At 51.7% G+C, this 12,885-nt stretch carries 13 protein-coding genes; 11 read left to right on the forward strand and 2 right to left on the reverse strand.

The features are described from left to right. Window positions 1–29 precede the first annotated feature (29 nt). The 9 genes from cheY (at window position 30) to K0H80_RS06925 (ending at window position 8,094) form a co-directional block, all read left to right on the forward strand. Entirely contained in the window at window positions 30–413 is a 384-nt protein-coding gene (gene cheY / locus K0H80_RS06885) for a chemotaxis response regulator CheY (RefSeq protein ID WP_011865185.1), read from the forward strand. A gap of 13 nt (window positions 414–426) precedes the next feature. After that, on the forward strand, window positions 427–1,164 hold the full coding sequence (locus tag K0H80_RS06890) for a protein phosphatase CheZ (protein WP_220073509.1): 738 nt from the start codon (window positions 427–429) through the stop codon (window positions 1,162–1,164). Between the two features lie 15 nt (window positions 1,165–1,179). Beyond that, window positions 1,180–3,435, forward strand: coding sequence for a chemotaxis protein CheA (locus tag K0H80_RS06895; RefSeq protein ID WP_220073510.1), 2,256 nt, complete (start codon window positions 1,180–1,182; stop codon window positions 3,433–3,435). Window positions 3,436–3,528: 93 nt separating this feature from the next. Next, window positions 3,529–4,638, forward strand: a complete 1,110-nt coding sequence (locus K0H80_RS06900) for a protein-glutamate methylesterase/protein-glutamine glutaminase (RefSeq protein ID WP_220073511.1) — start codon at window positions 3,529–3,531, stop codon at window positions 4,636–4,638. Beyond that, window positions 4,631–5,242: a membrane anchored protein in chemotaxis locus gene (locus K0H80_RS06905; protein WP_220073512.1), complete on the forward strand. Its 612-nt coding sequence runs from the start codon at window positions 4,631–4,633 to the stop codon at window positions 5,240–5,242. Before K0H80_RS06900 ends, K0H80_RS06905 begins: the two co-directional genes overlap by 8 nt. 46 nt (window positions 5,243–5,288) lie before the next feature. Further along, window positions 5,289–6,080 (forward strand): ParA family protein, encoded by a 792-nt coding sequence (locus K0H80_RS06910; protein ID WP_220044752.1) that lies wholly within the window; start codon window positions 5,289–5,291, stop codon window positions 6,078–6,080. Continuing rightward, entirely contained in the window at window positions 6,064–7,053 is a 990-nt protein-coding gene (locus K0H80_RS06915; RefSeq protein ID WP_220073513.1) for a chemotaxis protein CheW, read from the forward strand. The genes K0H80_RS06910 and K0H80_RS06915 overlap by 17 nt, the downstream gene beginning before the upstream one ends. 7 nt (window positions 7,054–7,060) lie before the next feature. Further along, window positions 7,061–7,555 carry a chemotaxis protein CheW gene (locus K0H80_RS06920; protein ID WP_011865192.1) on the forward strand — a complete coding sequence of 165 codons (495 nt, stop codon included), beginning with the start codon at window positions 7,061–7,063 and terminating at the stop codon, window positions 7,553–7,555. A 134-nt stretch (window positions 7,556–7,689) separates the two neighbouring features. Further along, a complete protein-coding gene (locus tag K0H80_RS06925; protein ID WP_190272426.1) occupies window positions 7,690–8,094 on the forward strand; it encodes a DUF2802 domain-containing protein in 405 nt (134 codons plus the stop codon). A gap of 30 nt (window positions 8,095–8,124) precedes the next feature. On the opposite strand, the gene K0H80_RS06930 is transcribed toward K0H80_RS06925, so the two are convergent. Further along, window positions 8,125–8,481: an EscU/YscU/HrcU family type III secretion system export apparatus switch protein gene (locus tag K0H80_RS06930; protein ID WP_258406193.1), complete on the reverse strand. Its 357-nt coding sequence runs from the start codon at window positions 8,479–8,481 to the stop codon at window positions 8,125–8,127. Further along, window positions 8,481–10,631 carry a hypothetical protein gene (locus tag K0H80_RS06935; RefSeq protein WP_220073514.1) on the reverse strand — a complete coding sequence of 717 codons (2,151 nt, stop codon included), beginning with the start codon at window positions 10,629–10,631 and terminating at the stop codon, window positions 8,481–8,483. Before K0H80_RS06935 ends, K0H80_RS06930 begins: the two co-directional genes overlap by 1 nt. 238 nt (window positions 10,632–10,869) lie before the next feature. Here K0H80_RS06935 and K0H80_RS06940 point away from each other — a divergent pair, with 238 nt between their 5' ends. Both K0H80_RS06940 and K0H80_RS06945 read left to right on the forward strand, forming a co-directional pair. Further along, window positions 10,870–11,601 (forward strand): MlaA family lipoprotein, encoded by a 732-nt coding sequence (locus K0H80_RS06940; protein ID WP_223294805.1) that lies wholly within the window; start codon window positions 10,870–10,872, stop codon window positions 11,599–11,601. Between the two features lie 130 nt (window positions 11,602–11,731). Beyond that, on the forward strand, window positions 11,732–12,835 hold the full coding sequence (locus K0H80_RS06945; RefSeq protein ID WP_220073515.1) for a response regulator: 1,104 nt from the start codon (window positions 11,732–11,734) through the stop codon (window positions 12,833–12,835). Window positions 12,836–12,885: the final 50 nt, after the last annotated feature.

A 12,885-nucleotide genomic window follows, 5' to 3' on the forward strand; every position in this document is an offset into this window, starting at 1 on the left:
AATATAAAAACAGCTCCGCGGAGGAAACCTTGGACAAGAATATGAAGATTCTCGTTGTTGACGACTTCTCAACAATGAGACGCATCATCAAGAACTTGTTGAGAGACTTGGGTTTTAATAACACTCAGGAAGCAGATGACGGTTCGACAGCCTTGCCTATGTTGCAAAAAGGCGATTTTGACTTTGTCGTGACCGATTGGAATATGCCTGGCATGCAGGGGATCGACCTGTTAAAGGCTATCCGTGCTGATGACAACCTGAAGCACATTCCTGTGTTGATGGTGACTGCGGAAGCGAAAAGGGAACAGATCATTGCAGCGGCGCAGGCCGGTGTGAATGGCTATGTGGTGAAACCTTTTACTGCGGCGACATTGAAAGAGAAGTTAGACAAAATTTTCGAACGACTCGGTTAATCAAGGTTGAGCTATGCAGGCAGAAACTTCAGGGCTGATCAATCTAGCACAGGCCAAGCAACTCGTTGATCTGCTAGAGGCGGGTCAACAAGAGATGGCCGATGAGCTAGTTCGCGATATCGCCAGCCCGATTCAGAAAGAGCTGTTTGACGAGGTGGGTCGCCTAACCCGTCAGCTTCACAGTGCCATAGTGGACTTTCAGGTGGACGGTCGCCTCGTGGAGCTGGCCAATAGCGAAATTCCCGATGCCAAAGAGCGCCTCAATTATGTCATCGACATGACGGAACAGGCCGCTAATAAAACCATGGACGCTGTCGAAGAGTCTCTGCCTCTTGCAGATGCCCTTACCATGAACGTACAGGCCGTTAAGCCTTCCTGGGATCGCCTAATGCGTCGCGATATTCAGCTGCACGAATTCAAGGCGCTCTGCCATGACGTTCAGCAGTTCATCGAGCGCAGCGAATCCGATTCCAATCGTTTGAAAGAGTTACTCAACAACATACTACTGGCCCAGGACTTCCAAGATCTGACCGGACAGATGATCCGCCGGGTGATCGAGCTGGTGCGAGAGGTTGAGAGTAATCTGGTCTCTATGTTGACCGTATTTGGCGAGCAGCCCATCACGGATAAACCCCGTGCATCAGAGAAGTGTGTCGAAGCTGAAGGTCCTATTATGAACGCTGATCAGCGTGATGATGTCGTGACAGGGCAAGATGAAGTCGATGACTTGCTGTCGAGTCTAGGTTTCTAAGTAGGAGTCATATGAATGTCCTTTGATGTTGATGAAGAGATACTGCAGGACTTTTTGATTGAAGCGGGCGAGATCCTTGAGCTTCTCTCTGAACAGCTGGTGGCGTTAGAGAATAACCCCGACGACACCGAACTACTCAATGCCATCTTCCGTGGATTCCATACCGTTAAAGGCGGCGCCGGCTTCCTGAGTTTGACGCCCATGGTGGATGTTTGTCACGAAGCGGAAAACACCTTCGACCTGTTACGCACGGGTAAGCGTAGCGTTTCTGCCGAGCTGATGGATATCATCCTGCAGGCCGTCGACACCATCAACTCTATGTTTGCCGAGACCCAGGCGGGTGTCGAGCAAAGCCCTGCCGATGAAGGCCTGTTAGCTAACCTTAAATTATTGAGCTCTGGTGGCTTATTGCCATCTGAGCAGGGCGGAGCATCAGTTGAAGCCGTTGCAGATACGCCGGTTGAAGCAGCTATCGAAACACCAGCAGACGACGGTTTAGAGCTATTTGATATGCCGCTCGATGACGGTGTCGAACTGTTCGACGAGCCGGTAAGCGATACGCCCCTGACCTCTATCGCCGGAGAAGGTGATATAGATGAGATCGATGAATCTGAATTCGAAGCCCTGCTCGATGCCCTTCATGGCAGCGGTAAGGGGCCATCAAGTACGGCGCCAGCAGGTGCGGCGCCGATTCAGGCGAGCGACAGCGATGACATCACAGACGATGAGTTCGAGTCGCTGCTCGATGAACTGCATGGCTCGGGTAAGTTCCAGGCCCCTTCGGCTCCTATTGCCAAGGTGCCAGAGCCAACCTCGCCGCCGGTGGATGCCGATGAGATCACCGACGATGAATTTGAAAAGCTGCTCGATGAGCTGCATGGCGCCGGTGCAGGCCCTGGCAGTGAGACAAGTAAACCAGTAGCTCCAGCCGCTAAGGCACCAGCAGCGCCTGCGCCGGATAAAGTCGCCGCCCCTGCGCCAAGTAATGTTAAGGCTCAGAGCGTGAAGGCACAGCCCGTTGAGGCGCCAGCTCCTAAGCCTGTGGTGAAAGAGAAAGCCGCGGCCAAGGCGCCGGCAACTAATATGCCTCAGGCGGAAACCACAGTGCGCGTCGATACCGCGCGCTTGGATCAGATCATGAACATGGTCGGTGAGCTGGTATTGGTGCGTAACCGCTTGCTTAGCCTAGGGATCTCCCGCGATGATGAGGATATGTCTAAGGCGCTGGCGAACCTGGATCTGGTGACCGCCGATCTCCAGGGCGCGGTGATGAAGACGCGCATGCAACCGATCAAGAAGGTCTTCGGTCGCTTCCCTCGCGTGGTGCGGGATCTGGCGCGCAGCCTGAATAAAGAGATCGATCTTCGCATGATAGGTGAAGATACGGATCTGGATAAAAACCTGGTGGAAGCTCTTGCGGATCCTTTGGTTCACTTGGTGCGTAACTCGGTTGACCATGGTATCGAGATGCCTGACGAGCGTGAAGCCAATGGCAAGTCGCGTACCGGGACTATTACCCTTTCTGCCAGTCAGGAAGGGGATCATATCCTGCTCAAGATTGAAGATGATGGCGCGGGGATGGACCCCGAGAAGCTAAAACAGATCGCCATCAAGCGCGGCGTGCTCGATGAGGATGCAGCGGCGCGCATGTCTGATGAAGAGGCCTATAACCTTATCTTCGCCCCGGGCTTCTCTACCAAGGTGGAGATCTCCGATATTTCCGGCCGCGGCGTCGGCATGGATGTGGTGAAGACGCGTATCACTCAGTTAAACGGTACCGTGCATATTGATTCCTTGAAAGGTAAGGGGACTTGCCTGGAGATCAAGGTGCCGCTCACCCTGGCGATTATGCCGACTCTGATGGTGGAAGTGGCTCAGCAGGTATTTGCCTTGCCGCTGTCGAGCGTTAGCGAGATCTTCCATCTGGATCTGACCAAGACCAATATCGTTGATGGCCAGCTAACTGTGATTGTGCGGGAAAAGGCGGTGCCGCTCTTCTATCTCGAGCATTGGCTGAGTCGTAAGGCGGTGAGCTTTAAGCATGGCGACAAGCAGCACGGCCACGTGGTGATAGTGCAGCTGGGTACCATGCAGATAGGCTTCGTGGTTGACTCCTTGATCGGTCAGGAAGAGGTAGTGATCAAGCCTCTGGGGACTCTACTACACGGTACCCCTGGCATGGCTGGCGCGACTATTACCTCTGACGGTGGCATCGCATTGATATTAGATGTACCCGGCTTATTGAAACATTACGCCAAGAACAAGAAATAACAGTTAGCGGCACAGTGAGCTAAAGGATCAGCGTGATGCCCAGAGGCGTCACGCTTTGTTTAGGCAAGGATCCTGTTGTAGATAGGAATTTGAATGGCCATAAAAGTATTAGTTGTCGATGATTCAAGCTTTTTTCGTCGCCGAGTCAGTGAGATTGTCACCAAGGATGCGGAGTTAGAGGTCATAGGCACGGCGTCTAATGGTGCCGAGGCGGTTAAGCTCGCTGAGCAATTAAAGCCACAAGTGATCACCATGGATATTGAGATGCCAGTGATGGACGGCATCAGCGCAGTGCGTGAGATCATGGCGAAGTGTCCGACCCCCATCTTGATGTTCTCATCCCTTACCCACGACGGCGCCAAGGCAACCTTGGACGCCTTGGAAGCGGGTGCGTTAGATTTTCTTCCTAAACGATTTGAAGATATTGCCACCAACAAGGATGAGGCGATCGCTCTGTTGCAGCAGCGCATCAAGGCGCTGGGTCGCCGCCGCGTGTTCCGCCCCATACTGCCAAGAAGTGTGCCGCCAAAGCCAACGACAACAACTGCATCTACGACGCCGGCACGAGAGATGGCGCAGCGTCCTGCAACGCGTCCGAGCGCGCCTGTTACCCGCGCCAGCGGTAAGAGATATAAGCTTTTATTGATCGGCACCTCAACCGGCGGCCCCGTTGCGCTGCAGCGGATATTGACCAAGCTGCCGGCGAACTATCCTCATCCTATTTTGCTTATCCAGCATATGCCGGCAGCCTTTACGCCCGCCTTCGCCACGCGCTTAAATGGCCTGTGTGCCATCGAGGTGAAAGAGGCGCAAAATGGCGATCAGCTCAGGGCAGGCTGCGCCTACCTGGCACCCGGTGGCATGCAGATGATGTTAGAGCGTGGCGGCAGCTTTGGACGCATCAAGATAGTGGCCGGTAGCATGGATATGAATTACAAGCCCTGTGTCGACATTACCTTTGCCTCGGCCTCAAAGCTGAGTGGCGGTGAGACCCTGGCCGTGGTATTGACTGGTATGGGCGCCGATGGCCGCGAAGGGGCCAGGATGCTTAAGAATGTCGGGGCGACTATCTGGGCTCAAGATGAGGCCAGCTGCGTCGTTTACGGCATGCCACAGGCGGTGACCGCCGCCGGGATCTCCAGTCAGTCGATAGCACTCGATGATATGGCCGACGCCATCATTCGCGAGAGCGGACGTGGCTAGGCAGCGACAAGGCCTCAGCACCACAGTGCTGTTGCTGTTTTTTCTCTTGTTAGTTTGCTGCCTGGTGACCGGATCACTCTATCTCGACCTGAGGCATAAGAATGGCTTGCTCGAGGAGAAAGTAGCCCAGCTAGAGAAGAGTCAGGTGCTGCTGATGGTGCCCGATGAGCAGGCAAAGGCCTTGGCAGATTGGATGGAGAATAATCCTGAATTTACTCAGTCTATCATCAAGCAGGCAGAGCCTGGCAGCCAGGTGAGAGTCGAGATCGGCCCAGAAGTGCCTGAGGCGATCGTAAGGCAAGAGGCAGTTAGCCTTAGTGAGCAAACCGATAGTCTCGATCAACAGACAGTTAATCGAAATGAGCAGCAGGATCAGACCAGGCTAACGCCCTTGTTGCCTGCGGCGGATGCTGAAGCGCCAAGCCAGGGTGAACATCTGAGTGAGCACCAGCGCGAGCGAAAGGTGGCCAGCGCCACAGATAAGGCGACACAGGATGGTCAAACGCCATCGCAGCCGGTTAAGCTGTCAGAAGATAAAGATGGTGTTAAAGTAATAAGCCTGCCCCATGGCGGCATTCGAGTCACGACTCGCGAAGATAATTAAAACGATAACCTGATGGCGATACGCTCGAGGATTTAAGGGGTTTTACTTGAAGATCTGGACCATAGCAAATCAAAAAGGGGGCGTGGGTAAGACGACCACAGTGGCGAGCCTGGCTGGCGCCATGGCAAAACGGGGCAAACGAGTCTTGATGATAGACACGGATCCCCACGCGTCCTTAGGCTACTACCTGGGCATAGATTCTGAAGAGGTGCCCGCCTCGCTCTATGATCTGTTTCTGAAACACAAGAACCTGAATAAAGATCAGGTGCTTGCCCATATAGTCCCCACTAAGGTGGAAGGGATAGATCTCTTGCCGGCCACCATGGCGCTGGCAACGCTGGATCGCTCGCTCGGTCATCAGGAAGGGATGGGGTTGATCCTTAAACGCCTGCTTGCCTTAGTTGCCGACCAGTACGACGTCGCCCTCATCGACTGTCCTCCGGTGTTAGGGGTGTTGATGGTTAACGCCCTCGCGGCCAGTGAACATATCATCATTCCGGTGCAGACAGAGTTCCTGGCGATCAAGGGGCTAGATCGCATGGTCAAGACCATGACGCTCATGGGACGCTCTAAGAGCACCACCTACAGCTATACAATCGTTCCGACCATGTACGACAGACGCACCAAGGCCTCGCCCGCCGCCCTACAGCAGTTGGGGGAAGAGTACGGCGATGTACTCTGGCCAGATGTCATCCCTGTGGATACCAAGTTTCGTGATGCCAGCCTGGCGCACCTGCCAGCCTCGCACTACGCCAGCCATTCACGCGGTGTTAAGGCCTACGAGAGATTGCTCGATCACCTGCTGACCAAGGAGTTTGCGCATGTCAAACTCGGTTGACGAAGCTGTCTTTAATTATTTTTCCTTGCTGCTCTCCGAGCCCGGTGAAGAGAGCGTCACGGCCGACAAGCCTGAAGTAAGGGGCGAGCAGGTGACGGCACAAAATGGTCAAATGAGTGGCCATACACCTGCAGTAAAACGTCAGCCTCTTAGCGAACAATCTAAACCACGCCCGGTGATCACTCAGGCCACGCCGACACCGCTCAATAAGCTCGCGCTCGAGCAATTGCTGGCGCCGGTGAGTGAGTTAGATGCTCAGACAGAAACTCAGACAGCAAGCAAGGTTGAGCTCAAAACGCTCGATACCAAACCTGCTAGCGTCGAAACGATGACACAAGCTGTATCGGTTCAAACGAAATCTGAGTCGCAAGTTAAGCAAAAAATCGAAGAAAAATTAGAAACTTCGGCTAGTATTAAGCAAGAGCAAGTCGTTAGCGACAAGGTCGATTTGGCTGCGGCGCCGCAGACGCAAACCGGCGCGACACCACCAGGGGTGACAGAGGAACTAGTCGAGCTGCTCGACGATGAGTTTCAGGTGCTGTTTTTCAAGGTGGCGGGACTCACGTTGGCCGTGCCCTTGGTGAGCCTTGGCGGAATTGTTAAGGTGGAGCGGATCAATCACATTATGGGGCGACCGGCCTGGTATCTTGGGGTTCAGACCCATAGGGATTCGCAACTCAATATTGTCGATTCGGGTGCCTGGGTGATGCCGGAGAAATATGATGATAAACTGGCGCAATCCGTTGATTACCAATATATTGTACTCTTAGAGGACAGTAATTGGGGACTGGCCTGTGAGTCGCTGGTGAATTCCGTCAGAATTTTAAAGTCAGAAGTTAATTGGCGTACCAAAGCGGGTAAACGCCCTTGGCTGGCTGGCGTCGTAAAAGAACAGATGTGCGGCATTCTACATGTGCAGGCACTGATTGAATTATTAAATTTGGGTTTAGGTAGTCAGGACTCTATTGGCTGAGGTTAATATGGCAGATGCAAAAAACGTCGCGGCAGTTGCCGCAGGTAAAGATGATGAAGTGTTGCAGTGGGTAACCTTCCGTTTAGATAATGAAACCTATGGTATCAATGTGATGCAGGTGCAAGAGGTGTTGCGTTACACAGAGATTGCTCCTGTACCAGGGGCACCTCATTATGTGCTGGGGATCATTAACCTGCGCGGTAACGTGGTTACCGTTATCGATACCCGCTCTCGTTTTGGTTTGCCTTCTGCCGAGGTGGATGACTCTACCCGTATCGTGATCATCGAAGCAGAGAAGCAGGTGATAGGGATTCTTGTCGACAGTGTCGCCGAAGTGGTCTATCTGCGTGGCTCAGAGATAGATAACGCGCCGAATGTGGGCACGGAAGAGAGTGCCAAGTTCATTCAAGGCGTGAGCAATCGTGATAACGAATTACTCATTCTGGTGGATCTCGATAAGTTACTCTCTGATGAAGAGTGGATGGAGTTGGCTCAGCTTTAAGGGCTTAGCCGTCGACGATAGTGCATTGACGATATAGCCATTGACGATAAAAAGCCGTCGCCTCGTTCGATGGCTTTTTTCGTGTTGTAAAAGGTCGAGCGTAGAAATGAAGGTTAATGGAGTTGGCATTTATGATAGGCGATGAGATCTTAATCGCGGCATTACTGTATGTGGTTGCCTGTCTCGCACTGGTGCTGTATCAGCAAAAACAAACTAGCAAGCTCAGAGCCAAGATTGACGCCCTGACGCTGCTGGTTAAAGAGAACGATAGGCAGCGGGAGGCGGTTAAGCAGGAGCTACAGGAGCTGAGATCGGGCACCATAGGCGTTGGTCGTCGCATGCTCGAGCTGGAAAAGCGGGTGACCAAGCAGGAGGCGCGCATCGATGAGACGGTGGCGGATGAACCTCAGGCAAGGCTCTATACCCGAGCGATGAAGATGGTCGAACTTGGCGCAGATATCGATGAGCTGGTTAAGGAGTGTGAGCTGCCTAAGGCGGAGGCCGAGCTATTACTGCGCCTTCACGGTAAGGGACGATAGCGCTCCTTTATTGAGTTAGTTGTCTAAACACTACACCTCTTGCATGATCCTTTTGTGCATATTGTCCCAACGCTCAGGAAACTTGCCGTCGAGCATATAGACGAAGGCGATCAGTTCGGCGATGAGCAAATATAGCTCCTTGGGGATCTCTTCACCTATCTCGAGTTTTTGCAGAAAGTTACTCAGGTTGGCATCTTGATGAATATAGATGCCAGCCTCCTTGGCGATGGCGATGATCTCCTCGGCGACTAAATCTTCCCCCTTGGCGGTGATCTGCGGCGCCGACTTTCCGTCATAGCGCAGCGCCGCGGCTTGAGTGGGCCTGCGTGGTTTGTTGTTTGAATCATCTTGCAAGTCATCTGGTTTATCGTCGTATGTGTTCATCATTAGGCCTTAATTTTTACTAAGTAGTGCTCGCCCGGTAGTAGAGAGGCGGGTACCTGAGAGACTTGGGTGCGGATCTTATTCGGGGTTAAGCCGATCGCCTGGATCTTCTGTTCCAGACCCATGAGTCTTTGCTCGACATTATCGAGCAGGCTTTGATCTTCTGACGTGAAGCCCAGATTCAGCCGCCCATCTTTGACATCAGCGTTTATCAATAGACCAGCCTGACTCAGATTAAACTTAAGCTGCAGCCGCCAGTGGGGCGATGCATTTTTCTCCTGCTCTTCCTGACTGAAGTGTCCCTCAAGCTCCTCATGCCTGTGCTCTATCATATAGGGCAGGGTAAAGTACCAGTTCGTTGACTGCGGCGTATCGCTGCTTGCCTGCTGATAGAGGGACAGGTTAGATACTAGTTTGCCAAGTGATTCGAGACCGCCGCTTTTTTCGAGCAGGCCGAGTAGCTGACTGTTTGATGCGAGCTGTTGCAGGGTTTGTAACTGACTTGAGGCCTTACCGCCGGCCTGGGATTTCACCTGTCTGCCAAGGAGCAGCTGAAACAGTACCCCTATGGTACCGGCATGGCTGGTGATGTTGGCAAGACTAGATACTGGCGTTGCCGGCGCAGCGATGCTGGCGAAGCTATCGATAAGCTCCTGTTTCAATGAGCTAGGACTCGCTAACTGGGTAAGCGGCTTGGGGAAGGTGAGTGGGAGAAGTTGTTGCATCAACTGCAGCAAGTTTCGACCCTGCGCGCCTTTAGCTGTCAACATGGCTTTATCTGCGAGTTGACCGAGCGCGAGATTCAGCCCTCTATGATTTAGCTCCTTGGAATTGAGCCCTTTAGCGTTTAATGCTGCCGATTGTGTTGTTTGGCTCATATCTGCTGATTGCGGTGCTATGCCCCTTGGCGATATTTGTCCTTCCTGTTTTCCTAAGGCGGCAAGCTGAGCGAGCGCGGCAGGGCTAGATGGCAACTGGTTGCTAGCCTTGGCGTTTCCTTGTTCACCTGATGTGGCTTGGGATATGGATTGGAGAATGGCATGGCGGATAACCAGAGCGTTAGCCTCGAGCCTAAGTCCTGTAATTATGGTGCTGACCCTCTGAAAGAGTTTGCTCTGATTTATTTGGGCAATATTTTTTAGCTGCTGGGTCTGGGCACTATTAGGCTCAATAGCAGCTACTGGAGTTAGACTTGAGGCAAGCGACTTACCTGTCAGCGACCTGGAAGTCATAGCTGCCATGTCGTTGTTTTGGGCTGTTTGAAGTGGTATCTGGCTAATCTGCAGATTCGATACTGCTCTGTTTGCTGCAATATTTGCTAGGGCTAAGTTTGTCGTTCCAGGCGTTGCCGAAGCCTTGCTTGGCATAAGACCTAGCCTGGGCTCACCGGCCCCCTTTGGCGTTGTTAACTCTCTGATAAGCCCATTTAACGATTCTGGCGTTAACGAGGTTTTTGCCAAGCTGTTTATTAGCTGATGGTAAGCGCTGGCTAACTCAGGTTTGCTGATAAGCGCTTGTGAAGCTTGGGATGATAGATAGAGTGCGGGAGAGCTGGTATTGCTCAGCAGCGCCTCTTTACCCATTGGCGTCAGCAGCAGATTCACTTCTGCCAATTTAGGAGTGAGGGTTAGGGTTAACAGTCCATTATCCATAGTAATTTTGGCTAGGTACTTGCCATCAGCGAGGGGAGGGCTAGGTAATCTAACCAGCTGTTGATTGCTAAAAAACAGCTGGTTTGCGGTTATTTGCACTTCACCTAAGGGATAGCCCTGTGGGCGATTGGCGAAGTTAGTAAGTTGGGTCAGACTTATCTGGTTGGCATTGATATAGGCAACCAGCCCCTTGGGTAAGGGGAGGGCGATAGTTTCTCCATGGGCCTGCACGGTAGCACTTAACATGGAGCTTGAATTCGCGGCGGCGCTCAATTGGGTCAATACTGTAAGACGGACGGCATCTTGTTTTAGGCTTTGCTGATCTTTGTTGTCTTGATAGGTGATCGCCAGCTCGCGATGATTGAGCCTGAGCTTATCGCCCTGAGGAGTCGATGCTACCTCAACCGGAATATTTTTGGCCTGAGCAGCCTTGTCTGTTTGATTGAGAAGCTCACCGCCAGATACCGCTGGGGCGGGCATATCGATACGGGAATTACTCAATTGTTAACCTCAAATTGATGCTCCATGAATGTCTTATTACAAAATTCAATTTGACCTATCGCTTTAGCTGAGTATCCTTAGCGATCTGAAAAGGAAAACCAAACTGTGTAGTCTAGTATTAACACTTTATCGTCAACAATAGCTGGTGACTTTAGCCGTGTGAATACTAATTAGGAAACTAATTTATATGAAGTGTAAATGGATTGCGTTGAGTCTGCTATTGGTTGGTGCCCAGGCGATGGCACAGACAGACACAAGCGATGAGCGTGCAACGGATAGCACCACAGCAGAAGTCACCATTATCTATAACGATGAGCGCGATCCCTTGGAGGGTTTTAACCGCGCCATGTGGGATTTCAACTATCAGTTTCTCGACAAATATTTCTATCGCCCCGTGGCTCATGGCTACAATGATATCTTGCCCAGGCCGGTGAAGACTGGCGTTAATAACTTCGTGCTCAACTTCGAAGAACCCAGTTCCATGGTGAATAACGCTTTGCAGGGCAAGTGGGGTTGGGCGGCCAATGCCGGCGGGCGGTTTACCATTAACACCACCATTGGCCTGTTAGGGGTGATCGATGTTGCCGACATGATGGGTTTACAGCGTAAGCAGGACGAGTTTAATGAGGTGTTAGGTTACTACGGTGTGCCTAACGGTCCTTACTTTATGGCGCCGTTTTTAGGCCCCTATGTGACTCGAGAATTGGCCTCGGATTGGGTGGATGGTCTCTATTTTCCGCTGTCTGAGTTGACCATGTGGCAATCATTAGCCAAGTGGGGGCTGAAAAACCTACACAGGCGCGCATCGGCGATTGACCAAGAAAGACTTGTCGATAATGCACTTGACCCCTACACTTTTGTTAAGGAAGCGTATTTTCAGCATCTTGACTATAAAGTTTATGATGGCGACATACCCGTGTCGACTGATGATGACGAATTGCTCGACGAATACATGACAGAGCTTGATTAACATCAGTGTCCCGCATAACCCATTGTTTCATAATAGGCGAAGGAACTAGCGATAAGATGTTGCTTATCTAGGCGTATATGGATGTACTAGATTTTGCGGCTTAGCCAGAGTGCAAGCCTGGGGAAGCTAAATGGCGTTAGAAGATCTAGTGATACTGTTAGTGGAAGACGACCCGGTATTTCGCAGTATTGTGGCCGCCTTCTTGACCAATCGCGGTGCGACCGTTATCGAGGCCGATGATGGTCAGCAGGGGTTAGAGCGGTTTAGTCAGCACGATTTTGACATCGTGCTGGCGGATCTCAGCATGCCTATCCTGGGTGGGCTGGATATGCTTAAACAGATGATAAAGCGCAAGCCTGATACCCTTTCAATCGTCATTTCCGGTAACCAGGTGATGGCCGATGTGGTCGAGGCACTCAGAGTGGGCGCGAGTGATTACCTGGTTAAGCCGGTTAACGACCTCTGTCTTATCGAGAATGCTATCCGCCAATGTGTGGGCGGCAGTAGTCAGCAAGATGTGCAGCTGGAAGATCTCGACGAATTATCTTATCAAGAGTTGGAAGAGCACCTTAATCTGCTTGAGCAGAACGCTGAAGCAGCTAAGAGCGTTCAGCAGCAGCTGTTTCCTCCCTCTGTTATCGATTATCCCAAGGCCAAGATCGACTATAGCTTGTTTAAACATGACGAGGTCAGCGCCTACTTTATCGATAGCGTCAATGTGGGCGAACGTTATCTCATCATGTATATGGCGCATTTCCATCCTCAAGATAATCGCTGCGCCTTTGCGAGCGTATTGCTGAAGAGCTTTGTCAATCAGAAGCTTAAACAGTTTCGCAATGATAATACTGAAACTGTCATCGAGCCTTTCAATATGCTGAGTTACCTCAATGAGCGGATGAGTAAGTCGGGGTTAGATATCTATGTGGATATCGTCTATGCCGTGGTTGAACTGACTCATTATCGGGCGTCTATCGCCCAGGCGGGGAAGGGATTGAGGTGTTATATTCGCAACGAGGAAGGCTTGATGCCGCTGGCGATGCCTGACGCCCTGCAGTTGGGGATTTTAGAGTGGGGCCAGCCCAGCACTCAGTTTCGCAATTTAATGCCGGGAGAGAGTCTGTGTGTGGTTTCTAGCAATACCGAGCATAGGGAGATGTTACTCAATGATGAGTTTGTTGGTCTGAGTTATAGCCCTGAGGTTGCCCCAGGTGGTTATGTGCAGATGAGCTTCTAGTTATTCCTCGAAATTTTTCTATTTTCATCAAGTCTTAAAACAAAAAACGC

The organism is Shewanella aegiceratis, from assembly GCF_019457495.1.
GTDB classification, from domain to species: domain Bacteria; phylum Pseudomonadota; class Gammaproteobacteria; order Enterobacterales; family Shewanellaceae; genus Shewanella; species Shewanella loihica.